The organism is Curtobacterium sp. NPDC090217, from assembly GCF_044746705.1.
Lineage (GTDB): Bacteria > Actinomycetota > Actinomycetes > Actinomycetales > Microbacteriaceae > Curtobacterium.
Genome location: NZ_JBIVCR010000001.1, coordinates 1,445,733 through 1,470,616, shown reverse-complemented (window position 1 = coordinate 1,470,616; position 24,884 = coordinate 1,445,733). Strand labels below are relative to the sequence as shown.

Here is a 24,884-nt window from a genome sequence, read left to right as displayed (position 1 = left end):
ACGACATGGCAGACGGCGCCTCCGACGACGGCGGGATCGAGATCCTCAGCAAGGCCGGCGCGATCATCGACGCGTTGGCGGACGCCGAGGCACTGACCGTGAGTGCCCTCGCGGACGCGGTCGACGAGCCCACGAGCTCCACCTACCGGCTGCTGCAGAGTCTCATCGCGATGGGCTGGGTCGACCCGGCTCCGGTACGCGGGACGTACCGGCTCGGACTCGCGTGCATGCAGATCGGCGGCGTTCTCGAGGACTCCCTCGACGTGCGCGGACTGGCTTTGCCGAGGATGCGGGAGCTCCGCTCCACCGCGGGCGTCGCCGCGCTGCTGTGCTACCGCCGCGGGACCCGGGCCGTCTGCGTCGAACGCCTCGAGGGGCACGACGTCCGCTCCGTGGCGATGCAGGTCGGTGACGCGCTCCCGCTGCACGTCGGCGGAGCACCCCGGGCGCTCCTGGCGTTCCTGCCCGCCGGCGAACAGCACGCCGTCGTCGACGAGCTCGTCGCCGCGCCGGACCCGGCCTACCCGGTGCCGTCCCGCGGTGACCTGCAGGCCGAGCTCGAGACGACCAGGCGACGGGGGTACGCCCGCTCGGACCAGGACGTCACGATCGGGATCGCGGCGTTCGGCAGCCCCGTGTTCAACCACCGCGGCGAGCTCGTCGCGGCGGTGTCCATCAGCGGGCTCCGCGAGCGTCTCATCGACCGCGAACCGGAACTCGGGGCACTCGTGGTGTCCACCGCTGCGGCGATCAGCGCCGATCTCGGGTACGACGGAGGACGACGTGGCTGACCGGAAACCGATGCGCGTCCTCGCCAACTCGATGGCGGTCGTCGAAGCACTCGCCGAGCGCGGCGACCTCTCCCCCGCCGAACTCGCCGAGGCCACCGGTCTCCCGCGACCCAGCGTGTACCGCTTCATCGACGGACTGAAGGCAGTCGGTATGGCCACGACGACGGACGAGAACCGGGCGCGGCTCAGCGTGAAGTGGCTGCACCTGGCGGATGCCGCGCGTGACGCCATGACCGAGTGGGCGTCGGCACGCCGGGTCCTCGACGACCTGGCCGAGCGCACGGAGCAGACCGCGTTCCTGACGGTGCCTCGTGGCGACGAGGCGGTCTGCATCGACTGGGCGCCCGGTCGGGGCATCGGCGTCCTGACGCTCGCCCCTGGTCGGTCGCTCCCGCTGTACGCCGGGGGTGCCGGCCGGCTCGTCCTCGCCTACACCCGCGACGTCGAGGAGTACCTGTCGGACGGCCCGGATCGTCGTCCGCTGACCAGCAAGACGATGGTGGACGCCGACGCGCTCCGCGAGGACGTGCGCCGCACCCGCGCCCAGGGCCACACGCTCTCGCTCGACGACGCGACCATCGGGATCGGTGCCCTCGCGTTCCCCGTGCTCGGCTCGGCCGGCGAACTCATCGGGTGCCTGTCGATCGCCGGTCGGTCGGTGGACATCCGGGAGCGTGCGGACGAGTTCGTGGACGCGGCACTCGGGGCCTTGGCAGAACTGGAGCGCGGGGTCGCCAGCGAACTGACGACCCCGCTGCAGTAGCGCACCTGCCGGCTTCCGGCTACCAGCTCACCGCGATGTACTGCGACTCCATGTACTCCAGGAGCCCTTCGGCACCGCCCTCGCGGCCGATGCCGGACTCCTTCATGCCCCCGAACGGCGCCGCCGGGTCCGAAACCAGTCCACGGTTCAGACCGACCATGCCGGACTCGATCTTGCCGCTGAGGCGCAGGCCCCTCGCGAGGTCCTGCGTGTAGACGTACGAGACGAGCCCGAACGGGGTGCCGTTGGCGAGCCGCACCGCATCGTCCTCGGTGCGGAACGTCACGATCGGCGCGACCGGCCCGAAGATCTCCTCCTTGAGGATGCGAGCATGCTCGGGGACGTCGCTCAGCACCGTCGCCGGGTAGAACCAGCCGGGCCCGTCGGGGGACGAGCCGCCGGTGAGCACCGTCGCGCCGTCCTCCTTCGCGCCGTCCACCAGACGGGCGATGTCGTCACGGGCGCCCTCGTTCACCATCGGACCGAGCTGGACGTCGGAGGCCAGACCGTCGCCGGTGCGCAGTGCCCCCATTGCCTCGGCCAGCCGTTCCGAGAACGCGGCCGCGATGCCCTCCTGCACGTAGAAGCGGTTCGCGGCGGTGCAGGCCTCGCCACCGTTGCGCATCTTCGCGATCATCGCGCCGGCCACTGCCTCGTCGAGGTCCGCGTCGTCGAAGACCACGAACGGCGCGTTGCCACCGAGCTCCATCGACGTGTTCACGACGGACTCCGCCGCGAGCTTCATGAGCTTGACGCCGACCTCGGTGGAGCCGGTGAACGACAGCTTCCGGGCACGCGGGTCCCGGACCATCTGCTCGACGACGGTGCCGGAGGACCGGCTCGGCAGCACGTTGAGGACACCGGCGGGCAGGCCCGCCTCCTCGAAGAGCTTCCCGATCGCGAGCGCGGTGAGCGGGGTGTCGCTCGCCGGCTTGAGGACGGTGGTGCAGCCGGCGGCGAGCGCCGGGCCGATCTTCCTGGTGGCCATCGCCGCGGGGAAGTTCCACGGCGTCACGAGGATCGCGATGCCGATCGGCCGGTGCTCGACCAGGATCTTGTTCGCACCGCCGGGCGCGGTCTGCAGCGACCCGGGGATCCGGACGGCCTCCTCCGCGTACCAGCGGAGGAACTCGGCCGCGTAGACGACCTCACCGCGCGCGTCCGCGAACACCTTGCCGTTCTCCGCCGTGATCAGTCGGGCGAACCAGTCGGCACGCTCGATCATCAGGTCGTACGCGCGCGACAGGATCTCGGACCGCTTCCGGGGCGGGGTCGCCGCCCATTCGGCGGCGGCATCCGCCGCGGCGTCCACCGCCGCCTGCGCGTCGTTCCGGGTGCCGCTCGAGACGGTCGCGATCACGCTGCCGTCGACGGGGTTGTGGACGTCGAAGGTCGCGCCGTCCGACGCGGCTCGCTCGACCCCACCGATCAGGAGGCCCGTGGGGACCCCGGCCACGATGGTCGCCGAGTCCGTGGTCGAGTCCAGGACGTCGGTCGCGTCGGTCATGAGTGCTCCAGTTCTCGGACATGCGGGGCGGACTGCGTCAGGTAGAGCCGCTGGTCCCGCTTGTGCTCGTCGTAGGCGGCGCGGGCGTCCTTCGTGCTGTCGAGGGTCGAGACCTCGGCGACGGGGACGTCCCACCAGGCGCCGGAGCCGCCGAAGCGGCCCTGGGCGTCGACGCGGACGTAGACGACGCTGGTGCCGTCGTACGCACGGGCGTCGTCGAGTGCGTTCCGGAAGGTGTCTGCGGTGTCGGCGGAGAACACCTCGGCGCCGTAGCTCGCGGCGTTCGCGACGAAGTCGACCTCGAGGCGCCGGCCGTCGTGACGCAGGGCCTCACCGCGCTCGTTGAAGCGGGTGCCGAACGTCTGCGAGCCGAGCGTCTCCGACAGCGCTGCGATCGATCCGTACCCGAAGTTGTCGACGATCACGATGGTCATGCGCAGGTGTTCCTGCACCGCGGTCATGATCTCCTGCGACATCATCAGGTACGAGCCGTCGCCGACGAGCACGTGGACACGGCGGTCCGGGGCCGCGAGCTGCGCGCCGACGCCTCCTGCGACCTCGTAGCCCATGCACGAGTTGCCGTACTCGATGTCGTAGCCCTTCGGGCTGCCCGGTCGCCAGAGCCGGTGCAGGTCCCCCGGCATCGAACCGGCGGCGTTGATGACGACGTCGTCGGCCTCGGCCGAGGTGTTGAGCAGTCCGAGCATCTCGGCCTGCGACAGCGTCGGGCCGTCCTGCACCTCGATGATGCGGTCGACCTCGGCACGCCAGTCGCTCGCGGCCCGCTCGTTCGACGCGACGACGTCGGCGTCGAGCGCGAAGCCGTCGAGCGCGGCGCGGAGCTCGGCGAGCGTCTCACGGGCGTCGCCGACGAGGGGGATGCCGGACTCCTTGAACGCGTCGACCTCGGCGACGTTGATGTTGACGAACGCTACGTCGGGGTTCTGGAACATCGTGTTCGAGGCCGTCGTGAAGTCGGTGTAGCGCGTGCCGATGCCGATCACGACGTCCGCACCGTTCGCGATGGCGTTCGCGTACGCCGACCCGGACGAGCCGAGCGCGCCGAGCGCCAGGCGGTGCTCCCACGGCATGCCCGCCTTGCCCGCCTGCGTGACACCGACGCCGATGCCGGTCGACTCGGCGAAGCGGACGAGCTCGTCCGTCGCGTCGGAGTACACGACCCCGCCACCGGCGATCACCACCGCGTTGTCGGCGCTCCTGATCAGCTCGGCGGCGCGCTGGATCGCCGCACGGTCCGGGCGGTTGCGGGCGACGTGCCAGACGCGGTGCGAGAACAACGCCTCCGGGAAGTCGTACGCCTCGGCCTGGACGTCCTGCGGGACCGCGATGGTCACGGCACCGGTGTCGGCGGGGCTGGTCAGGACCCGCATCGCCTCGAGGAGTGCCGACGCGAGCTGCTCTGGCCGGTTGATCCGGTCGAAGTAGCGCGAGACCGCGCGGAAGGAGTCGTTCGCGGTGACGTCCATCGCGTACGGGTGCTCCTGCTGCTGCAGGACGGCGCCGGTCGACCGGGTCGCGAACGCGTCGGACGGGAAGAGCAGGACCGGGATGTGGTTCACCGTCGCGGTGCCGGCACCCGTGACCATGTTGGTCGCGCCCGGACCGATCGACGTGGAGACGGCGAGCGCGCCGAGGCGGTTCCGCATCTTCGCGTAGCCGGTCGCGATGTGGACCATGCCCTGCTCGTTGCGCCCCTGGTAGTAGGGGAAGACGTCCTGGTACTGCAGGAGCGCCTGGCCGAGACCCGCGACGTTGCCGTGGCCGAAGATGCCGAACGCACCCCCGAAGAACGGCGTCGTGACGCCGTCGCGCTCGACGTGCTGGGCCTGCATGAACTCGACGATCGCCTGGCCCACCGTGAGGCGGCGGGTCGGCTGAGGATGTTGCGCCATTGCGGACTTCCTTCTGTGGTGGGTCAGGGGCGGACCGGGACGAACGGCACGCGGGGGTCGGTGCCGAGGTCGTCCCACTTGGCGCGGGCCGGAGCGAGCGCAGGGTCCTCGGCGGCCTGCAGCGTGCGCTTCGGCGCGGGTCCGGCGAGGACGTTGAGGTAGTAGAGGTCTTGGTCGTGCGCCGCCACGGTGGTGTGGTAACCCCAGGGGATCAGGCAGATGTCACCGTCGCGGACGGGGACGTCGAGGTCGAAGTCGCGCTCCGGGCTGTACACCCGCTGGAGTGCCCACCCGTTCTCCGGGTCACGGGTGCGGTAGTAGTAGACCTCTTCGAGCTGCGCCTCGCCGTCGACGTCGTGCTCGTGCCTGTGCGGCGGGAAGCTCGACCAGTTGCCGCCGGGGGTCCACACCTCGACGACGTGCAGACGGTCGGCCGGGAAGTCGGGCGACATCGGCGTCGAGACCTGCCGCGTCGCGTTCCCGGCGCCGCGGGTCGCGGAGCCGACGTCGTCCGGCGTGACGAGGACGACCTCGTGCTGCTCGGTGGCCGGTGCGCTCGCGATCGCGAGTTCGGCACCCGGTGTCGCGGTGACCGTCACGGCGGTGTCACGGGGGACGTAGAGGGTGTGCCCGAGTCCGTCGAAGACCGTGTCCCGGCCGCCGATGCGGTACTCGACCCCACCCACGGTGAGGACGAGGTCACCGTGCAGGTTCACGAACGCCCGCTCGTTGCCGTCGGCTGCCAGTTCGACGGTCTCGCCGTCGCCGAACGTCTTCACCTGGAAGGTGACGTACTCCCATCCGGCGATCTCCGGGGTGATGACGTCCCATGCGCCGTGCTTGAGCACCTGCGGGTCGACCATGTTGTGATCCTCTCTGCGTCGTTGCGTTCGGACAGGACGAGCATAGCGCTTTTATCGCTTGCTGGACGAACCGTCCGCTGTGAGAAAAGCGTCTCAGGCCGGTTGGCGGTCGGCCCCGGCGAGCCGGAGGCACCGCAGCGTCGTGTCCCGTGCGGCGTCGAGCGCGTCGGCGAGCGACTTCGCACGATGCTCGGTGGAGAGCATCTCGACACCCCACGGCCCCGACCACCCGACCTCGGCCATCGTGCGGAGGAACCCGACGACGTCCTGCGCGCCCTCTCCTGGGTACCGCCGGTTGTCGCGGGTGTCCTCGAACAGGCTCAGACCCGGCTGCGGCAGTGCGTCGGCGTCGTTCACCTCGACCCCGATCACGGTCGCCGGATCGAGCGTGTGACGGAGTTCGTCGAGGGACGTCCCCGCCCGGAAGACGTGCCACGAATCGACGACCAACCCGGCGTGCGGGTGGTCGACCGCACGGACGAGCTCCGATCCCTGCGGCATCGAGGAGATCCCGGCGAACGGCAGCGGCTCGAGCGCGAGACGGGTGCCGATCCCCGCAGCCTCGTCGGCCAGGCGCCGGAACGGTCCGACGTACGGTTCGAGCGAGTCCACCGTGGGCGCGGGCGGCGGTGCGATCTTCACCATCGGGCTGCCGAACACCCGTGCGGCCTCGGCCAGCAGCTCCCACCGGGCACGCCACGGACGCTCGTCCGGGTCACGCCACCAGTCCTTCACCAGCTCCACCTCGAGATGCCGGATGCCGACCCGGTCGGCGTGTTCGCGGAGCGCCTCGAACCCGATCGAGTCGCGGACGACCTCCAGGTCGTCGACGACGAACCCGAGACCGACGAACCCGGCATCGGCCGCGGCGCTGACCCGTTCGCGCGCCGAGAACGAGCTCCGCTCCGACGGACCGTCCGGCACCGCGGTCCCGGCCGTCGTCCAGCACGTCGCGACGAGGTCCTGGCTGACCCGGCTCATCGTGACAGGTCCACCGCGACGGACGCACCCGTCCGCGCTGACCGGTCGGCGGCGTCGGCGAGCACGAGCGCCGCGCGACCGTCTTCGAAGCCGGGGCTGCGCGACGGCTCGCCCCTGACCGCCTTCAGGAATTCGACGACCTCGAGCCGGTACGCCTCGGCGTACCGCTGCAGGAAGAAGTTCTGGTACGGCTCGAGCGACTCGACCGCACCCGCTCCCCAGTGCCGCACGAGCGTGTCCGTCTGGTTGCCGACCTGGAGCAGCCCCTCCGAGCCGAAGACCTCGAACCGTTGGTCGTACCCGTACGAGGCATGCCGCGAGTTCGTGATGGCGACCAGCTCGTCGTTCGCCCCGCGCAGGGTGACGACCGCCGAGTCGAAGTCCCCGAACTCCCTGGCAGACGCACTGAAGGTGTTCGCACCGCGGGCGGTGACCTCGACGATCTCCGGCACGAAGAACCGCGCCATGTCGAGGTCGTGGATGGTCATGTCCCGGAAGATCCCGCCCGATGCGGCGAGGTACGCCGCCGGCGGCTCGGCGGGGTCCCGGCTCGTGATGAGCAGCTGCTCGAGCGTGCCGATCTCCCCCGCCGTCACCCGGCGGTGCAGTTCGGCGAAGTGGCGGTCGAACCGGCGGTTGAACCCGAGCACGATCGGCACGGTCGCCGCCGCTGCCTTCTCGCGCAGCCGGTCGACGCGGGCCAGGTCGAGGTCGATCGGCTTCTCGCAGAGAACCGGGACACCGGCGTCGATCGCAGCGTCGATGAGGTCGACGTGCGTCGCGGTCGGAGCCGCGATGATGACGGCGTCGACCTCCCCTGAGGCGAACACCTCGGCCGGGTCCGTGCTGACCCTGCCGCCGTACTCGGCGGCCGTGCGCTCGGCGCCCTCGACGAACGGGTCACAGACCCACGCGAGCTCCACGTCGTCGATGGCGGCGACGCTCATGGCGTGGACCTGTCCGATGCGACCGGTGCCGAAGAGGCCGATCCGGGTCTGTTGCGTCATTGCAATCTCCTGGGTGGTGGGTTGTGCCGCGTCTACGCGGTGGTGCGGGGCCGGACGGGACGCCCGGTGTGGAACGACTCCGCGGCGGCCTCGGCGAGCGCGGTGGCGACGAGTCCGGCTGCGGGCGGCGTGAGGCTCTCCGACGCTCCGCGGACCATCCGGACGAAGTGGGCGATCTCCTCCTCGAACGCGGGGACGAAGCGGTCGCCGAACGTGTCGTACGGGTCAGACGGCGCGGTCCCGCCCGGCTCCGTCGAGGTGATCGGGGTGCGCGGGCCGTAGCCGGCGCCGAACGCGCCCTTCGAGCCGGTGACCTCGAGCCGGACGTCCTGGCCGGCGTCGCTGCGGCGGAGTGCGCCGATGCTGCCGACCGCGCCGGAAGCGAAGCGCAGCGTCACCATCGCGGTGTCGGTGTCCTCGTGCTCGCCGTAGACCGGCTCGTCGAGCACAGACCCGATCATCGAGACCTCGACGATCGGGTCGCCGACCGTCCACGGGATGATGTCGAAGTCGTGGACGAGCAGGTCGAGCCACATGCCGTGCGACTGCGGGATGTAGTCGATCGGCAGGGCGTAGTGGTCGTTCTCCGTCGCCTGGACGAGTCGGAGCGTCCCGACGTCGCCGTCGAGGACGTGCTGCCGGAGCCGCTGGTAGCCCGGGTCGTAGCGACGGTGGAACGCGACCATGATCGGCGTCCCCGTCGCGTCGAGGTCGCGGGAGAGCTCGGTCAGCTCGTCGACGCCGAGTGCCAGGGGCTTCTCGATGAGCAGCGGGGTGCGCGAGTCCGCGACGACACGGGCGAGCTCGGCGTGCGTGTCGGTCGCCGATGCGACGAGCACACCGTCGAGCGACGGGAGCACGTCGGCGAGCGGGTCGACCGTGGTGGAGAGCGCCGCCCAGCCCTGCTCGTCCCCGCGCTGCTCGTCGAGACGCTTCCGCACCGCCTCGGTCCTGCCGGGGTCGCGGCCGACGAGGACGACCTCGTCGACGCCCGCGGTCCGCGCGAGGTTCCGCGCATGCATCGTGCCGATGCGGCCGAGCCCGGCGACGCCGATCCTCACCGTGCGACCTCGGCGGCCTCGAGCTCGGCGACGAGGGCGCGGACGTACTCGACGCTTGCACGGGCGTCCGCGATCGGGCCCGTACCGGCGGCCGGCTCCTCGAGCACGACCTTGTCCTGCTCCAGGACGATCCAGCCGTCGAAGCCGGCCTGGACCATGCTCGTCAGGATCGCGCGGATGTCCACGTCGCCCTGGCCGACCGGGCGGTAGAGCAGGTCGGCCTTGATCGCGTCGAAGTAGCTGATCTCGCCGTCCGCGACCCGGCGCATGCCGTCGAGCGACACGTCCTTGAGGTGCATGTAGGCGATGCGGTCGGTGTGCTCGGCGGCGAAGCGGACGGGGTCCGTCCCGCCGAGGAACAGGTGCCCGGTGTCGAAGCAGAACGGGATCGTGGAGCCGGCGAGGACGGCGTCGACGTCCTCCTTGGTCTCGACGACCGTGCCGACGTGTGGGTGCAGCGTCGCGGTGACGCCGACGGCCGCCGCGGCCTCGGTGATGCGGTCGAGGTTCGCGAACAGGGTGGCCCACTGCTCGTCGGTGAGCGGCTCGCGCTGGGCGTCGTACCCGGTCTGCTCGCTGTCGGCGCAGACCACGAGCACGGTCGCCCCCGAAGCCGCGTAGTCCGCGAGCTCCTGCTCGATGCGCGGCAGCGGGTCGATGCCGGGCTGGTGTGCGATGACCGGCACGAAGCTGCCGATCGCGGTCATGCCGAACTCGGCCAGGCGGGCCGCCTTGTCCTCGGGTGCCGGGGGCAGGAAGCCCTGGGCGCCGAGCTCGGTGGCCGCGAACCCGAGGGAGGTCATCTCGGCCAGGACGCGCTCCGGCGGCAGCTGGTAGCCCCAGCCGTCCACCTCGCTGACTCCCCAGGAGATCGGTGCGGTGGCGATGCGGAGGCTCATGCTCGTGTCCCTTCTGCGGCGTGCACGGCGGTCGCACGGACGTTGGCGGTGGCACCGGGTTCGACGGGCAGGTCGACCCAGCGGCCGGACTCCGCGGACTCCTCGGCGGCGCTCAGCACGCGGGCCGAGGCGACGGCGTCGTGGATGTTGGACCCGGTGGCCTCCCCTCCGGTCGCGGCGGTGAGGAACTTGGCGGCCTCGATCACCTTGAGGTCGTCGTAGCCCATGCTCGTGCCGGAACTCGGCTGGAAGCGGGAGTAGTCCGGGAAGTACCCGTCGGCGAACGCGCGGGTGTAGCCGACGTGCTGCCCGGTCCGGGCGAGGGCCACCTCGAGCTCGTTGAGCCGCTCGAAGTCCCACCGGACCGACCCCTCGGTGCCGAAGACCTCGAACGCGTACTCGGAGCGCGGACCGACCGCGATGCGTGACGCCTCGAGGTTGCCGATCGCACCGGCACCGACCGCGGACTCGTCGAAGCGGACGAGCATCGTGGCGTAGTCCTCGTTCTCGACGGGGAGCAGCTTGCCGGCGTCGGGCGTGCCGGGGAGCCCGGGTCGCTCGGTGAGGTAGGTGCCCGTGGCGGCGGAGATCGATCCGATCGGGCCGAGGACGTAGTGCATCAGGTCGACGAGGTGCCCCATCAGGTCGCCGAGGACGCCGCTGCCCGAGGTGGCACGGACGAAGCGCCAGGTCAGCGGGTCCTCGGGGTTCGAGGAGAAGCCGCCGAAGAACCGTCCCCGTACGTTCGTGATCCGGCCGAGCGCGCCGTCGAGGACGAGCTGGCGGGCGTGCTGCACGGCGGGCACGTGCCGGTAGTTGAAGCCGATCGTGGTGGCGACCCCGGCCGCGTCCGCGGCGGCGGCGACGGCCTCGGTCTCGGATGCGCCACGGCCGACGGGCTTCTCGATCCAGAACGGTTTGCCGGCCTCGGCGGCGGCGATGCCGATCTCCGCGTGCAGGGAGTTCGGGGCGCAGATCGAGACGACCTCGACCTCGGGGTCGTTCAGGACCTCGCGGTAGTCGGAGACGACCTTCTCGTACCCGAGGACGTCCGCGGCGTAGTCCCGGCCGGCTGGTGCGACGTCCGCGGCGGCGACGAGGCGCGGGCGGATGCCGAGCTCCGGGTAGAGGAGCGGGAGGAGGGCGTAGGAGCGGGAGTGCAGTCGCCCCATCCACCCGACGCTGATGAGTCCGACACCAACGGTGCGGGGCGCGCTGTTGTCTGCCACAGGGGCTCCTTTGCTTCCTGGTTTTGAACCGGTCCAAAATCTTGGACCGGTTCAATCTACGACCGGCGATCGAGCGGTGTCAACTGCTGGTCGACGTCAGCCGCGCACGGGCACGGACGACGCCCGGATCCGCAGGGTGGGTGCGACGAGCACCTCGCCGGGGTTCTCCTCCGAGAGCAGGAGTTCGGCCGCGCGGTGGCCGATCGTGGCGTTGTCGGGGTCGACCGAGGTCAGCTCGACGGCCCCCAGTGCGGCCAGGTAGGTGTTGTCGTACCCGGTGACGGCGACCGAGTCCGTCAGGCCGCGCTGCCGCAGCGCGGCCGTCACCCCGATCGCGGCCAGGTCGTTCACCGCCGTGATCGCGGTCGGTGGACCGTCGAGGTCCAGGAGCGCGTGCGCCGCACGGAACCCGGCCGCCTCGGAGAAGTCGCTCTCCGCGACGAGTTCGGGGTCGAGGCCGCGCTCCCGCATCGCCGCGACGAACGCATCGGCGCGCCCTGATGCCACCCGACCGCCGGCGCCCCCGACGTGCCCGATCCGACGGTGGCCCAGAGCGGCGAGGTGGTCCACGACGAGCCGGACTCCGACCTCGTCATCCCCGCGCACGGTCGCGGCGCCGGCGAGCCGCTCCGGTCTGGCACTGGCGATGACGATCCGGGCGGACCCCATGGCCTCCACCACGCGGTCCATGCTCGGCACCGACCCCACGACGATGAGCCCTGAAGGCTGCAGGTCGCCGAGCATCGCGACCGCCTCGAGGTCCAGGCGGGCACCCGCGCCGGGGAGCACCGCGCTCGTCATCAGCCCGAGGCGGCCACCGGCCGACAACGAGAGCCTGGCCGCATCCACCACCTCGGCGAACACCGGGTTCCGGGAATCGGCGACGAGGATCCCGACGAAGTCGTCCCGCGCCCCGTTCAGCGACCGGGCGACCCGGTTCGGGCGGAACCCGAGCGCGTCCGCCGCGTCCAGGATCCGCCGGAGCCGCTCCTGACTGACCGACTCCGGCGAACTGAACGCGAGCGAGACCAGCGACTTCGACACGGCCGCGCGGACGGCGACGTCGCGCATGGTCGCGCGCCGCGCCGCTCCCGTGGACCCGTCGTCAGCCATGCTCCACATCTTGCAGCACGGTCAGTGGTCGTCGCGACCGGCCCGCTTCGCCTTGCCCTTGATCGTGTCGATGTAGATCGCTCCGGTCGTGACCTCCTCCTCGAGCTTCTCGAGCGACCATCCGCGGGTCTCCGGCACCTGCGTGACGATGAACAGCAGGGCGATCGCACCGATGACGGCGAAGAGGAAGAACGTCCCGGTGATGCCGATGCCCTCGATGAGCGACGGCACGTAGAGCGCGAGCACGCCGTTCATCATCCAGCCGGCGAAGGCAGCGATCCCGGTCCCGAGGCCGCGCATGTTGAGCGGGAAGATCTCGGCGAGCCACACCCACACGGCGATGTTCAGGCAGGACTGCATCGACAGCACGAACGCGCAGATCAGGAACAGCAGCACGTACGGCCGGATCGGGCTGCCGTCCGGGATCACCAGCGACGAGACACCGATCAGGATGTGGCACGTGGTCGTGAGCGACAGGCCGAGGATGAACGTCTTCCGCCGGTCGACGCGGTCCATGTTGCGGAGCGCGATGAGGCCGCCCACCACCGCGAGGATGCCAGGGGCGATGTTCGCGACGAGCGCCGCGCTCGAGCCGAAACCGGACTCGATGAGGATGCGCTGCCCGTAGTACATGATCGAGTTGATCCCGGTGACCTGCTGCGCGATGGCGACGCCGCACCCGATGAGCACGATCCGGATGAGCCAGCGGCTGGAGAACAGCGCCTTCAGGCCGTTCAGGCGGGTCTCGTTCGGCTCCTCGGCGGTGACACGGCGGATGTCCGCGAGCTCGGCCTCGGCCCGCTCCTCGTTGCGGACGGTCTTCAGGATCTCGAGCGCGCGCGCCTCGTGGCCGTGCTCGACGAGCCAGCGCGGCGACTCCGGCATCCGGAGCATCCCGAAGAACAGGCAGGCGGCGGGGATCGCGCAGATGAAGAACATGACGCGCCAGACGCCGCCCTCGTCACCGAGCACCAGGCCGATGATCGCGTTCACCACGAACGCTGCGAGCTGCCCGCTCACGATCGCGAGCTCGTTCCGTCCGGTGATCATCCCGCGGATCTCGAGCGGTGCGAGCTCTGCGAGGTAGACCGGCACCACGATCGACGCGGCACCGACGGCGAGACCCACCGCGATGCGGCCGGCGAGCAGGACCTCGAAGTTCGGGGAGAACACCGCCAGTAGGGTGCCGCAGAAGAAGAACACCGCCATCGCGATGATCGTCGTCCGGCGACCGATGCGGTCGGAGACCGGGCCGCCGACGAGGCCACCGACCGCCGCGGCGAACACGAGCGACGAGATGACGACACCGAGTCCGATGTCGTCGAGGCCGAGCTGGGACTGGATTGAGATCTCGGCACCGTTGCTGACACCGGTGTCGTACCCGAAGAGGAGACCGCCGAGGCAGGCGATGACCGAGATGAACCCGATCCGCTTGCGGTGTGGCCCTGTGGTCAACGGCGGGAGCTCGGTGGCTTCGCGCGATGGGATCTGTCCGGACATCAAGACTCCTTCGTCATGGTCGGGAACGACCGGCATCACTTCTCACACACCGGACGAACTGTTCACAAGGTAACACAGCGCATGCCGATCGTTCCATCACGAGACCGCGGGATCGGCGTGATCCTCATCACGCACAACCCGCACCACGCCTCCCCCCTCGGCGGCCGAGGTCGTTCCGGGAGCCTGACCGGCCGTCGGCCGGCACCCCGAGAACCTGCACCAGACGGACGGGAGGCCCGTGGCGGCATCGCCACGGGCCTCCCGTCCGGCATCGCCACCGCCCACCGCGGCGACCTCCGGCGGTCAGTCGGTCGCGTCCTGCATCTCGTGTTCGATGTCGGTCAGCGACTTGCCGCCGGTCTCCGGCACGGCGCGCCACACGAACACGACACCGAGGACGCCGATCGCCGCGAACGCGACGAACGTCCACGCGCCGCCGATGGCGTGCACGACCGGCAGGAACGCGAGCGACACGGCCCAGTTCGCCAGCCACAGGAACACCCCGGCGACGCCCATCCCGATCCCCCGGACCGCCGAGGGAACGAGCTCGGAGATGATCAGCCAGGTCGTCGTGGCGACGGCGGATTGCTGGAACGCCAGGAACAGCACCATCACGCCGAGCGTCAGGTAGCTGAAACCGGGGCCGCGTTCGGTGAGCGGGAAGGTGCAGCCGAGCGCGACGAGCGACACGACGCCACCGAGCGAGCCGCCGATGAGCAACTTCTTGCGCGGGACCCGGTCGACGAGCCGCAGGCCGACGATCGTGGCCACCACGCTGATGACGCCGATCGCGATCGTCGCGACGACCGCGGTAGACGACGGCAGCCCAGTGTCGACGAGGAGCGTCGGCGCGAAGTAGATGACGGTGTTGACGCCCGTCGCCTGCTGCAGCACGGCGACGCCGACGGCGATGAGCACCGAGCGACGCACCCACGGCTCCCGGAAGCCGCTCCATCCCTGGCGTTCCGCGGACTGCGACTCCTGGGTCTCGCGGATCGTGCGCAGCTGCCGGTGCGCCTCACGCTCCGGGTACGTGCGGCGCAGCACCTGCAGTGCGTCGTCCGCGCGACCCCGCATCCGGTACCACGTGGGGGTGTCCGGCAGCAGGAGCATGCCGACCACCAGGACCACCGCCGGGATCGCAGCGAGACCGAGCATCCAGCGCCATGCGCCGTACTGCGCGAGCCAGGCGTTCACGAGGTACGCGAGGAGCTGCCCCGTGACGATCATCAGCGAGTTGAGCGAGACCAGGCGTCCGCGGATGTCGGCGGGTGCCATCTCCGCGATGTACAGCGGGACGATGATCGACGACACCCCGACGGCGAGCCCCAGCACGACGCGACTGACGAGCAGGACGGCGTAGTCGGGCGCGAAGGCGCACCCGACGGTCGCGACGGTGAACACGACGCCCGCCAGCACGAGCGCGAGTCGGCGGCCGACCCGGTCCGCCACCCGACCACCGGCGAGCGCGCCCACCGCGGCGCCGATGAGGAGGACACTCGTGACCATGCCCTCCTCGAACACGCTGAGCGTGAAGTCCGACGACACGTAGAGCAGGGCGCCGGAGATCACGCCGGTGTCGTACCCGAAGAGCGCACCGCCGACCGCGGCGACCGCGGCGACGACGCGGACGAACCGCTTCCGTGCCGTGGCGTCGGGCGGGAGCACGGGGATGGCGGTCGTCTCCATGCCGACCGTGTACGCGCTGCGGTCCTCTGGGGTGCGGGTGCGCGGACGGCGCGTCCGATCGGTGTTCGTGGGCAATGCGGGTCCTTCGATGCGTCGGCGGGCGGCACATCGGCGGTGATGTCCATGATCAGGTCCCGGCGGCGGGACCGTCGTCAAGCCTACGGACTCGTCTCGCGTTGTGGACGCCGAGTACGCGGCGCGAGACGCCAGGCAAGCAGGTCGGCAGAGGCGCCTCCACACGTGCGCGAGCGACGCCGAGCTCCGCCTCCAGGATTCGAACCCGGACCTAACGGCACCAAAGGCCGTCGTGCTGCCATTACACCAAGGCGGAACGCCCACGGAGGGCCCGTCCATCCTCCCATGACCGGAACGGTGGCCGTGCGCGCGGCGTTCGGCCAAGATGGAGGGATGCCGCATGAGGACGAGGTCGACCGGATCGTCGCGGCGTGGGGGCGGCAGCGCGACGACCTCGACTTCGCCCCGTTGCAGGTGCTGTCGCGGGTGGACCGGCTCGCCAGGCACCTCGACCGAGCACGTCGGGCAGCGTTCGACGCGAGCGGCATGGAGCCGTGGGAGTTCGACGTGCTGTCGGCACTGCGGCGTGCGGGTGCGCCCTACGAGCTGAGTCCGAAGACGCTTCTGCAGCAGACCCTGGTGTCGAGCGGCACGATGACGAACCGGGTGGACCGACTGACGGCACGCGGGCTCGTGGCACGACGGACCGACCCGAGGGACGGCCGCGGCATCCTCGTGTCCCTCACCGATGCCGGTCGGAGCGCGGTGGACTCGGCGATCGCGGACCTGCTCGGCGCGGAGCGGGACATCCTCGCCGGGGTGTCCGACGACGAGCAAGACCAGCTCGCGGGGCTCCTCAGACGCCTCATCCTCGGGCTCGGCGACTAGACCGGACGCACCGGCGGCTCATGCCACTCGCGGGCGAGCGCGGACATGACGATCTCGTCGTGGAAACGACCGTCGTGGAAGGTGGCGTCGCGTCGCACGCCCTCCTGCTGGTACCCCGACCGCGCGTACACGGCTCGCGCGCGTTCGTTGAACGCGTGGACGCGGATCTCGATGCGGTTGAGGCCCATCTCGCGGAACCCGTGGGCCGTGATCAGCCGGACCACCTCCGTCCCGTAGCCCTGGTCGACGTGCTCGCTCCCGATCATCACGGCGAGGGTGGCGGCACGGACGGGGAGGGTCGCGCCGAAGAGCGTCACGTGGCCGACGAGGATCCCGGACGAGCGGTCGACGACGCTGAAGCCGACGGATCCGCCGCTGCCGTTGCCGCTCCAGCTGCGGAACTGCTCGGCGATCGGTTCGGCCGGCCGGGGTCGCACGATGACCTGCTGCAGCACGGCCCACTCCGGGTCCTGCCACCAGCGCACCAGGTCGGGCAGGTCGTCGTCCTCGAGCGCGCGGAGCCGGACACGGTCCCCCTCGAGCAGCGTCCCTCCGTACCGTTGCGCGTCGGCCCCGTTCCACGTCATCCCTCGACTCTGCCAGAGCGGACGATCGCCTGGACCGGCGAGCGCCGGCGTCACGACCAATCGGCGCCGCGACTACGCTCCGGCGCATGCACGCCATCACCCTCGCCGTCACCGACCTCGAGCGCTCGGCCGCGTTCTACACCGCGCTCTTCGGCGCCGAGGGCAGCGGCATCATCGGCACCGAGTACGCCCCGTCCGACACCGTCGCGGGTGGTGCGACGGCGATGTTCACACTCGACGACGGGCTGATCGTGTCCGTCTACGGCCGGGACGACATGCGGAAGGACTCGAGCGTGGAACTCGGGACCGACCCGAGCACCACGATCGGGCACTTCGTCGAGTCTCGAGCCGACGCGGACGCGTTCCTCGAGCGGGCACGGGCGGCTGGCGCGACGATGCTCGAGCCGCCGTACACACGCCCGTGGGGCATGTACTCCGGCTTCTTCCAGGACCCGGACGGGCACCTCTGGGAGGTCGTCGCGAACCCGGGCATGGGCGCGCCGTCCGATGCCACGCCCGAGTAACGGAGCGCTACACCCCGAGCTGCTCGGCGACCTCGAGCCAGCGCTCCTCGAGCTGCTCGATCTCGGCCTCGAGCGACGCGAGCTTCGTCTGCAGCTCCCCCAGCCCGGCGTAGTCGGACTGGTCGTGCGCGGCGAACAGGTCGAGCACCGTCTGCCGATCGGCACCCACGCGGGCGATGCGGCGATCGAGCGCCGACATCTCCTTCTCCGCGGCGCGACGATCGGCGCCGGACAAGCCGGACGCACCCGCCGCACCCGACGCACTGGCCCCGGCCCCAGGAGCAGGCGACGAGCCCGCCCCGGCCGTGTCGGGCCTCCCGGCTGTCGCGGCGGCAGCCGCTGAAGCCGTGGACCCGCCGGTGCCGGACGCCCGGAGCCGCATGTACTCGTCGACGCCGCCCGGCAGGTGCCGGAGGTGACCACCGAGCACGGCGTACTGCTGGTCGGTGACCCGCTCGAGCAGGTACCGGTCGTGCGAGACGACGAGCAGGGTGCCGGGCCAGGTGTCGAGGAGGTCCTCCATCGCGGCGAGCATGTCGGTGTCGAGGTCGTTCGTCGGCTCGTCGAGGATGAGCACGTTCGGCTCGTCGAGCAGGATGAGCATGAGCTGCAGGCGACGCTTCTGCCCACCGCTGAGGTCGCGGACGGGTGTGGAGAGCTGCTCGGACGTGAAGCCCAGGCGCTCCAGGAGCTGTGACGGCGTCATCTCCTTGCCGTCGGCGACGTAGCTGGTCTTCTTGCGGGCGACGACCTCGCGGACGCGGTCGTCGGCGTACTGCTGCAGGTCCGCGAGCTGCTGGTCGAGGACCGCGACCTGCACGGTCTTGCCCGTCTTCACCCGCCCGCTGGTGGGCTGGATGCGCCCCGAGACCAGGCCGAGGAGCGTCGACTTGCCGGCGCCGTTCGGTCCGAGGATGCCGGTCCGCTCCCCCGGTGCGATGCGCCACTCGATGCTCCGGATCGTGGGCTCCGGCGTGCCGGGGAAGGTCACGCCGGCGTCGATCAGGTCGACGACGTCCTTGCCGAGGCGCGCCGTGGCCATCTGCGACAGGGCGACGGTGTCGCGGATCGGCGGGACGTCGTCGATGAGGGCGTTCGCCGCGTCGATGCGGAACTTGGGCTTGCTGGTGCGGGCGGGGGCACCGCGGCGGAGCCATGCGAGCTCCTTGCGGGCCAGGTTCTGGCGGCGCTGCTCGCTCGCGGCGGCCTGCCGGTCACGCTCGACGCGCTGCAGGATGTAGGCCGCGTAGCCGCCCTCGAAGGGTTCGACGATGCCGTCGTGGACCTCCCACGTGTCGGTCGACACGGCGTCGAGGAACCACCGGTCGTGCGTCACGACGACGAGTCCGCCCTGGCTCGGCGACCAGCGCCGGTTGATGTGCTCGGCGAGCCACTGGATGCCCTCGACGTCGAGGTGGTTCGTGGGCTCGTCGAGGAACAGCACGTCCCAGTCACCGACGAGCAGACGCGCGAGGGCGACACGGCGCCGCTGTCCACCGCTGAGGTCGTCGACGGGGATGTCCCACGGGATGTCGGAGACGAGTCCGCCGATGACGTCGCGGATCTTCGGGTCGCCGGCCCACTCGTGCTCCTCGCGGTCGCCGACGACGACGGCGCCGACGGTCTGGCCCTCGGGCAGGGCGTCGCGCTGGTCGAGCACGCCGACCGTCACGCCGCCGCGGTGCGTCACGCGGCCGGTGTCGGGTTCGAGGCGCTTCGCGAGCAGGCTGAGGAGCGTCGACTTGCCGTCGCCGTTCCGGCCGACGACGCCGATGCGGTCACCCTCGTCGATGCCGATGGTGACGCTGTCGAAGACGGTGCGGGTGGGGAACTCGAGATGCAGGTTCTCGGCGCCGAGGAGATGTGCCACGCGTCAAGGGTAGGTGGCGCGGGTGGGTGCGGGCGCCGAGCGACGGGTGCGGGTGCGGGTGCGGGTGCGGGTGCGGGTGCCGAGCGACGGGTGCGGGTGCGGGTGCCGAGCGACTGGTGCGGGTGCCGACTCGGAACGACAGGATCGCTGTCGTACGACATCGACGTTGTCGCAACCGCGCGCCCGCAACTGTTGCACGCGCGTGGGAGCGACAGGATCGTTGTCGTACGACAGCGACTTTGTCGTTCAGGGTCAGTCCGCGAGTGGCGGCGCGGGCGGGCGGCGCGGGCGGCGCGCGCACCGGACAGGAGGCTCGGGTCAGCTCCCCGGGGTCGGCTCGCCCTCGCCGGCGGCCTCCTTGGCACGCTTCAGGCGCGCCTTCGCCTCCCAGTACTCGATCTCGCGATCGAGGTCCGCGAGTTCCTGCTCGGTGGTGGTCACCCGCCGGTCGCCGTGCGCTGCCCGGGCATGCCCGAGGGAGGCGTACTGGTCCTCGTGGCGGGTGGGCTCGATGTACCGGCCGTGGTTCCGGTCGCCCGGCGCCCAGTCGTGCCCGATCGCGAACCACACGATGCTGCCGACGACGGGGACCAGCACGACGAGGATCACCCACGCGATCTTCGGCAGCCCGCGGATCTGGTCGTCGGTCTTCGTCAGGATGTCGATCAGGGCGAACACCAGCAGGACGATCGTCAGCCCGGGCAACAGCACGCTCATGCCCCGGATTCTATGGAACGCCTTGGAGCCAGCGCTACGCCCGCGTCAGAGGGACGCCACCCACTCGTCGGAGCCGTCCGTGAAGCGCTGGTGCTTCCAGATCGGCACCCGTTCCTTGACGAGGTCGATGAGCGCCCCGCACGCGGCGAACGCATGCCCGCGATGTGCGGAGGACACGGCCGCGGCGAGTGCGACGTCCCCGACGCCGAGGGACCCGACCCGGTGCAGGACGGCGATCCGGACCTCGGGGTGCTCGGTGGCGATCGTGGCCGCGACCTCGGCGATGACGTCACCGGCGCTCGGGTGCCGTTCGTAGTGCAGCGCGGTGACGCCCTTGCCGTCGTCGTGGTCCCGCACGACGCCCGCGAAGGTCACCACGGCGCCGTCCTGGTCGGTGGCGACGACGGCAGACACCTCGTCGATGGAGATCGGCCGTCCGACGACGTCCGCGAGCACCACACGATCCGTGCCGCCGGTCACGAGGTGCCCCGCGGCGCGTGTCCCTCGCCGTGCACCTGTGCCAGGACGTGGTCGAGCAACCCGTCGAGCACGGCGAGCCCGTCAGCGACACCGCCGCGCGACCCGGGGAGCGTGACGACGAACGCTCCCCCGGAGGCGATGCCGGCGACCCCGCGGCTGAGGAGCGCCGTCGGCCCGGCCCCCGCCAGTCCTCGGCGGCGGATCTCCTCGATGACGCCCGGGAGCTCGAGGTCGAGGAGCGGTGCGACGGCTTCCGGGGTGCGGTCGGTCGGGGTGACCCCGGTGCCGCCGGTGGTGATGACGACGCGCGCATCGGCGAGGAGCTCACTGGTCACGGTCTCGGCGACGGGGCCGCCGTCCGCGACGATGACCGGCTCCGGGACGGTGAACTCGCGCTCGCGGAGCCACCCGGCGATGACGGGACCCGTGCGGTCGAGGGCGGGATCGGCGGCGGCCTGTGTCGACACGACGACCACGACCGCGCGGCCCCTCGTCGGTTCCGCTCGATTCGGCGCTGCGGTCATCGTGCGCTCCAGTCCCCTGATCGTCCGCCGTGCTTCTCGAGCACCCGGACGTCCGTGATGGTTGCCGCCCGGTCGACGGCCTTCACCATGTCGTACACGGTCAGCGCGCCGACGCTCGCCCCGGTCAGGGCTTCCATCTCGACGCCCGTCCGCGAGGTGGTGCGCACCGACACCTCGACCACCACGCGGTCGTCCGCCCCGGTGATGTCGACCTGGACGCCGGCGATGGGCAGCGGGTGGCAGAGCGGGATCACGTCGGAGGTCTTCTTCACGGCCATGATCGCCGCGATCCGGGCGGTGCCGATGACCTCGCCCTTGGGCAGCGACCCGTCGAGGATCCTGGTCACGACGTCGGGCCGGGTGACGAGGGTCGCGGTCGCGGTGGCCGAGCGGTCGGTGACGTCCTTCGCGGAGACGTCGACCATGTGCGCGCTGCCGTCTGCCCGGACGTGGGAGAGGTCGGACGAGTCGGACGGGTCGGTCATCGGATGCTCCAGACGGTGAGGGGGTCGCCGGGTTCGACGGCTGCCGTGCCGACGGGCACGTGGACCAGGTGGGTGGCGTCGGCGTAGTGGGCGAGGAGGTGCGAGCTCGGGCCGCCGACGAAGTGCACGGCCCCGTCGACCACGGTGCCGCGGCGGACCTGGTGCTTGCCGTCCGGCGAGACCGCTGACGACGCCGCGGGGAGCACCTGTGTCGGGCGGGTGTCGGGCATCCGTGCGGCACGGGCGAGGACGGGGCGCAGGAAGACCTCGAACGAGACGAGCGCCGACACCGGGTTCCCCGGGAAGGAGACGACCGGAACCGGACGCCCGGCGATCGTGACGGTGCCGAAGGCCTGCGGACCACCGGGCTGCATCGCGACCGGGGTCACGGCGAGGCCCCGGGGCTCGAGTGCCTGCCGGACGACCTCGTACGCACCGGCGCTGATCCCGCCCGTCGTCAGGACGAGGTCGGCCCAGTTCCCCACAGCGTCGTCGAGCGCGGCGAGGAACCGGGCTTCGTCGTCGGGGACGCGCACCACGCGTGACTCGGCCCCGACTTCGGCGAGCGCGGCCCGCAGCGCGATGCCGTTCGCGTCGTTGATCGCGGCCCCGCCGTCGCCACCGAGTTCGGATCCCGTGGACACGACGAGCACCCTGGGGCGTCTGACGAGTTCGACCTGGTCGACACCGGCAGCGGCGAGCGCCCCGAGCACCGCCGGCGTGAGCGGCGCTCCGGCGTCGACGACGACCCCACCCGCGGCGAGGTCGGAGCCGACGGTCCGGACGAAGGTGCCGGCGGTGAGGTCGGCGGGGACCTCGACCTCGGTGAGCGCCAGTGCCGCGGGGAAGGACCCGGGCGGCGTGGCTTCGACCGGGAACACCGCGTCGGCACCGTCCGGGATCCGCGCCCCGGTCATGATCGGGGCGGCTTCCCCGGCGAGCAACGGCACCGGGACGACCCCGGCGGCGATCGGCGACACGACGCGCAGCGTCGTCCCGGCATCTCCGGACCGCACCGCGAACCCGTCCATCTGGCTGTTGTCGAACGCCGGCAGCGGACCAGGTGCGACGACGGCACGACCGAGCACGCGGTACCCGTGCCCTGCGCCGGTGTCGGCGGCGAGGGCGTCGACGAGCCGTGCCTCCTGTCCGAGCGACAGGACCGGCGCGACCAACGCTTCCACGTCGTCGCGGTGCTGACCGATCGTTCGCACGGGGGCCTCCGAATGAGTTCGATGCGGGCCCGGACGGGCGCGTGTCAGTAGCGTAACGAGCGCGCATCGCGCGCCTTGGACGATTCGGAGGACCTGTGGAGAACGACGTGACCGCGACCATCGGTGTGATCGGCGGCTCCGGCCTGTACGAGCTGTTCGCACCGGGCACTGCCGACGAGATGGACGTGGAGACGCCCTTCGGGCCGACCTCCTCCCCCGTCACCGTGGGGACGATGGCGGGCAAGCGCGTCGCGTTCCTCACCCGGCACGGCCGCGAGCACTCGGTGGCACCGCACCTGATCAACCACCGCGCGAACGTCTGGGCGCTGCGGTCCCTCGGCGTCCGCGCGATCGTGTCGTCGAGCGCCGTCGGCGGCCTGCACCCCGACTACGCCCCCGGGACCTTCGTGGTGACGGACCAGCTCATCGACCGGACCTGGGGCCGCGCCGACACGTTCTTCGAGGACCAGGTGCAGCACTTGTCGTTCGCCGACCCGTTCGACCCCGTCCTCCGTCGGGTCGCCGTCGACGCGGTCGCTGCACTGGACGTCCCGTTCCGACCGACCGGCACCTGTGTCGTCATCCAGGGGCCGCGGTTCTCGACCCGAGCCGAGTCGGTGTGGATGCGCGAGGCCGGCGGGCACACGATCAACATGACGATGACGCCGGAGGTCCCCCTGGCCGCCGAGCTCGGGATCGGCACGGTGAACCTGTCGTTCGTGACGGACGCCGACGCGGGGCTGGCGCCGAGCGAAGCCGACGCAGCGAGGAGCACCGAGGCCCCCGTGACCCACGCCCTCGTGATGGAACGCCTCGCCCGCGCGAACGAGGTCATCGTCGGCGCGATCGGGAGCATCGTCGGTTCGATCCCGGACGACTTCACGCCGCGGGAACTCGTCCCGGCAGCGGCGAGCGCCACGATCATCGCGAGGACGGCATGACCCGCCTGCTCGTCACCGGCGGCGCGGGCTTCATCGGCTCCGCGATCGTCCGCCGCGCCCTGGCCGACGGCCACGAGGTGCGGGTGCTCGACTCCCTCCGCGCCGACGTGCACGGGGACCCCGCCGACGTCGTCGCCGACCACGAGCGGCGCGGCATCGCGTTCGTGCACGGCGACGTCCGCGATCGGGTGACCCTCGAAGCCGCACTCGACGGCGTCGACGTGGTGTGCCACCAGGCCGCGAAGGTCGGTCTCGGCGTCGACTTCCAGGACGCCCCTGACTACGTCTCGAGCAACGACGCCGGCACCGCCCACGTGCTCGCCGGCATGGACCGGTCCGGCATCGGCCGGCTCGTCGTCGCGAGCTCGATGGTCGTCTACGGCGAGGGCGCGTACACGACCTCCGACGGCACGCCGATGCGTCCGCCTGCTCGTCGCCGCGAGGACCTCGACGCCGGCCGCTTCGACCCGATCGGACCGGACGGCGAGCCGCTCGTCCCCGGGCTCATCGACGAGTCCGCGGCGCTCGACCCCCGCAACGTGTACGCGCAGACGAAGGTCGCGCAGGAGCACCTCGCGTCGTCGTGGGCCCGCGCCACCGGCGGCCGCGCGGTCGCGCTCCGGTACCACAACGTGTACGGACCGGGCATGCCCGCGAACACCCCCTACGCCGGTGTTGCCTCGCTGTTCCGGAGTGCCATCGCTCGCGGCGAGGCCCCTCGCGTCTTCGAGGACGGCGCCCAGCGTCGTGACTTCGTGCACGTGGACGACGTCGCCGGAGCGAACCTCGCGTCGATCGGGGCGACCGACTCCATGGACCCGGACTCGTTCCGCGCGTACAACGTCGGGTCGGGCACCGTGCACACGATCGGCGACATGGCCGCGGCGATCGCGGGGACGGCCGGGCTCACACCCGTCGTCACCGGCGAGTACCGGCTCGGTGACGTCCGGCACGTCACGGCGTCGTCCGCGCGGATCGCGGACGAGCTCGGCTGGCGCGCCGAGGTCGACTTCGAGCGCGGCATGCGCGCGTTCGCGGACGCGCCGCTCCGCGCAGCCGTGCGCTGACGCGCCGTCCCGGCCACGTACCGGACGGGAGGCTCGTGACGGCCCCGCCACGAGCCTCCCGTCCGGTACGCGCCCACTCGCCGAGTGGTCACGACACCCCGTCCGCGTGACGCTGACTGGTCACAAGCCGTCGCCCGCGAGGCCCGGAATCGACAGGTCGTGACCGCCCGACGGAACTGAGCGGGGAGTCGTGACCACTCGACGACGGCCCGCCCGGCCCGGCGGCCCGCCCGCCCCGGCGGCCCGCCCGGCCCGG

At 71.5% G+C, this 24,884-nt stretch carries 24 protein-coding genes and 1 tRNA gene; 6 read left to right on the top strand and 19 right to left on the bottom strand.

Annotation, left to right across the window (positions count from 1 at the left end):
• The first annotated feature begins 5 nt into the window (after positions 1-5).
• The gene (locus ACIPJ2_RS07230; RefSeq protein WP_402728207.1) at positions 6-791 is read left to right on the top strand and encodes an IclR family transcriptional regulator; all 786 of its coding nucleotides are present in this window, start codon (positions 6-8) and stop codon (positions 789-791) included.
• On the top strand, positions 784-1,554 hold the full coding sequence (locus ACIPJ2_RS07225; RefSeq protein WP_402728206.1) for an IclR family transcriptional regulator: 771 nt from the start codon (positions 784-786) through the stop codon (positions 1,552-1,554). The genes ACIPJ2_RS07230 and ACIPJ2_RS07225 overlap by 8 nt, the downstream gene beginning before the upstream one ends.
• A gap of 19 nt (positions 1,555-1,573) precedes the next feature.
• Here the strand turns inward: ACIPJ2_RS07225 and ACIPJ2_RS07220 are convergent, their stop codons facing one another.
• The 12 genes from ACIPJ2_RS07220 to ACIPJ2_RS07165 all read right to left on the bottom strand — a co-directional run bounded on the left by ACIPJ2_RS07220 (position 1,574) and on the right by ACIPJ2_RS07165 (position 15,647).
• Positions 1,574-3,061, bottom strand: a complete 1,488-nt coding sequence (locus ACIPJ2_RS07220) for an NAD-dependent succinate-semialdehyde dehydrogenase (RefSeq protein WP_402728205.1) — start codon at positions 3,059-3,061, stop codon at positions 1,574-1,576.
• Positions 3,058-4,974 carry a 3D-(3,5/4)-trihydroxycyclohexane-1,2-dione acylhydrolase (decyclizing) gene (gene iolD, locus ACIPJ2_RS07215; protein ID WP_402728204.1) on the bottom strand — a complete coding sequence of 639 codons (1,917 nt, stop codon included), beginning with the start codon at positions 4,972-4,974 and terminating at the stop codon, positions 3,058-3,060. The genes ACIPJ2_RS07220 and iolD overlap by 4 nt, the downstream gene beginning before the upstream one ends.
• Positions 4,975-4,997: 23 nt before the next feature.
• The gene (gene iolB / locus ACIPJ2_RS07210; protein ID WP_402728203.1) at positions 4,998-5,837 is read right to left on the bottom strand and encodes a 5-deoxy-glucuronate isomerase; all 840 of its coding nucleotides are present in this window, start codon (positions 5,835-5,837) and stop codon (positions 4,998-5,000) included.
• 93 nt (positions 5,838-5,930) lie between these two features.
• A complete protein-coding gene (locus tag ACIPJ2_RS07205; protein ID WP_402728202.1) occupies positions 5,931-6,818 on the bottom strand; it encodes a sugar phosphate isomerase/epimerase family protein in 888 nt (295 codons plus the stop codon).
• A complete protein-coding gene (gene iolG / locus ACIPJ2_RS07200; RefSeq protein ID WP_402728201.1) occupies positions 6,815-7,825 on the bottom strand; it encodes an inositol 2-dehydrogenase in 1,011 nt (336 codons plus the stop codon). Before iolG ends, ACIPJ2_RS07205 begins: the two co-directional genes overlap by 4 nt.
• 32 nt (positions 7,826-7,857) lie before the next feature.
• On the bottom strand, positions 7,858-8,886 hold the full coding sequence (locus ACIPJ2_RS07195; protein ID WP_402728200.1) for a Gfo/Idh/MocA family oxidoreductase: 1,029 nt from the start codon (positions 8,884-8,886) through the stop codon (positions 7,858-7,860).
• Positions 8,883-9,785 carry a sugar phosphate isomerase/epimerase family protein gene (locus ACIPJ2_RS07190; RefSeq protein WP_402728199.1) on the bottom strand — a complete coding sequence of 301 codons (903 nt, stop codon included), beginning with the start codon at positions 9,783-9,785 and terminating at the stop codon, positions 8,883-8,885. Before ACIPJ2_RS07190 ends, ACIPJ2_RS07195 begins: the two co-directional genes overlap by 4 nt.
• Positions 9,782-11,014: a Gfo/Idh/MocA family protein gene (locus tag ACIPJ2_RS07185; protein WP_402728198.1), complete on the bottom strand. Its 1,233-nt coding sequence runs from the start codon at positions 11,012-11,014 to the stop codon at positions 9,782-9,784. The genes ACIPJ2_RS07190 and ACIPJ2_RS07185 overlap by 4 nt, the downstream gene beginning before the upstream one ends.
• A 96-nt stretch (positions 11,015-11,110) precedes the next feature.
• On the bottom strand, positions 11,111-12,127 hold the full coding sequence (locus tag ACIPJ2_RS07180; protein ID WP_402728197.1) for a LacI family DNA-binding transcriptional regulator: 1,017 nt from the start codon (positions 12,125-12,127) through the stop codon (positions 11,111-11,113).
• Between the two features lie 21 nt (positions 12,128-12,148).
• Entirely contained in the window at positions 12,149-13,627 is a 1,479-nt protein-coding gene (locus ACIPJ2_RS07175; RefSeq protein ID WP_402728196.1) for a sugar porter family MFS transporter, read from the bottom strand.
• 303 nt (positions 13,628-13,930) lie between these two features.
• Positions 13,931-15,316 (bottom strand): sugar porter family MFS transporter, encoded by a 1,386-nt coding sequence (locus tag ACIPJ2_RS07170; protein WP_402728195.1) that lies wholly within the window; start codon positions 15,314-15,316, stop codon positions 13,931-13,933.
• 259 nt (positions 15,317-15,575) lie between these two features.
• Positions 15,576-15,647: transfer RNA gene (locus tag ACIPJ2_RS07165), tRNA-Gln, on the bottom strand.
• Between the two features lie 77 nt (positions 15,648-15,724).
• Here ACIPJ2_RS07165 and ACIPJ2_RS07160 point away from each other — a divergent pair.
• Complete coding sequence (locus ACIPJ2_RS07160) at positions 15,725-16,219, top strand: MarR family winged helix-turn-helix transcriptional regulator (protein ID WP_402728194.1); 495 nt, start codon at positions 15,725-15,727, stop codon at positions 16,217-16,219.
• On the opposite strand, the gene ACIPJ2_RS07155 is transcribed toward ACIPJ2_RS07160, so the two are convergent.
• Positions 16,216-16,806, bottom strand: coding sequence for a GNAT family N-acetyltransferase (locus tag ACIPJ2_RS07155; protein ID WP_402728193.1), 591 nt, complete (start codon positions 16,804-16,806; stop codon positions 16,216-16,218). The genes ACIPJ2_RS07160 and ACIPJ2_RS07155 overlap by 4 nt on opposite strands.
• An 86-nt stretch (positions 16,807-16,892) precedes the next feature.
• On the opposite strand from ACIPJ2_RS07155, the gene ACIPJ2_RS07150 reads away from it, so the two are divergent.
• On the top strand, positions 16,893-17,330 hold the full coding sequence (locus ACIPJ2_RS07150; RefSeq protein WP_402728192.1) for a VOC family protein: 438 nt from the start codon (positions 16,893-16,895) through the stop codon (positions 17,328-17,330).
• Positions 17,331-17,337: 7 nt separating this feature from the next.
• Here ACIPJ2_RS07150 and ACIPJ2_RS07145 read toward each other — a convergent pair whose 3' ends face one another.
• The 6 genes from ACIPJ2_RS07145 to glp form a co-directional block, all read right to left on the bottom strand.
• Complete coding sequence (locus tag ACIPJ2_RS07145) at positions 17,338-19,200, bottom strand: ABC-F family ATP-binding cassette domain-containing protein (RefSeq protein WP_402728191.1); 1,863 nt, start codon at positions 19,198-19,200, stop codon at positions 17,338-17,340.
• A gap of 318 nt (positions 19,201-19,518) precedes the next feature.
• A complete protein-coding gene (locus tag ACIPJ2_RS07140; RefSeq protein WP_402728190.1) occupies positions 19,519-19,917 on the bottom strand; it encodes a PLDc N-terminal domain-containing protein in 399 nt (132 codons plus the stop codon).
• A gap of 45 nt (positions 19,918-19,962) precedes the next feature.
• Complete coding sequence (locus ACIPJ2_RS07135; protein ID WP_402728189.1) at positions 19,963-20,397, bottom strand: molybdenum cofactor biosynthesis protein MoaE; 435 nt, start codon at positions 20,395-20,397, stop codon at positions 19,963-19,965.
• The gene (locus tag ACIPJ2_RS07130; RefSeq protein ID WP_402728188.1) at positions 20,394-20,921 is read right to left on the bottom strand and encodes a molybdenum cofactor biosynthesis protein B; all 528 of its coding nucleotides are present in this window, start codon (positions 20,919-20,921) and stop codon (positions 20,394-20,396) included. Before ACIPJ2_RS07130 ends, ACIPJ2_RS07135 begins: the two co-directional genes overlap by 4 nt.
• The gene (gene moaC / locus ACIPJ2_RS07125; protein WP_402728187.1) at positions 20,918-21,406 is read right to left on the bottom strand and encodes a cyclic pyranopterin monophosphate synthase MoaC; all 489 of its coding nucleotides are present in this window, start codon (positions 21,404-21,406) and stop codon (positions 20,918-20,920) included. Before moaC ends, ACIPJ2_RS07130 begins: the two co-directional genes overlap by 4 nt.
• Positions 21,403-22,620, bottom strand: coding sequence for a gephyrin-like molybdotransferase Glp (gene glp / locus ACIPJ2_RS07120; RefSeq protein ID WP_402728186.1), 1,218 nt, complete (start codon positions 22,618-22,620; stop codon positions 21,403-21,405). The genes moaC and glp overlap by 4 nt, the downstream gene beginning before the upstream one ends.
• A 107-nt stretch (positions 22,621-22,727) precedes the next feature.
• Here glp and ACIPJ2_RS07115 point away from each other — a divergent pair, with 107 nt between their 5' ends.
• The gene (locus ACIPJ2_RS07115) at positions 22,728-23,561 is read left to right on the top strand and encodes an MTAP family purine nucleoside phosphorylase (RefSeq protein WP_402728185.1); all 834 of its coding nucleotides are present in this window, start codon (positions 22,728-22,730) and stop codon (positions 23,559-23,561) included.
• On the top strand, positions 23,558-24,628 hold the full coding sequence (locus tag ACIPJ2_RS07110) for an NAD-dependent epimerase/dehydratase family protein (protein ID WP_402728184.1): 1,071 nt from the start codon (positions 23,558-23,560) through the stop codon (positions 24,626-24,628). Before ACIPJ2_RS07115 ends, ACIPJ2_RS07110 begins: the two co-directional genes overlap by 4 nt.
• The last annotated feature ends 256 nt before the right edge of the window (positions 24,629-24,884 follow it).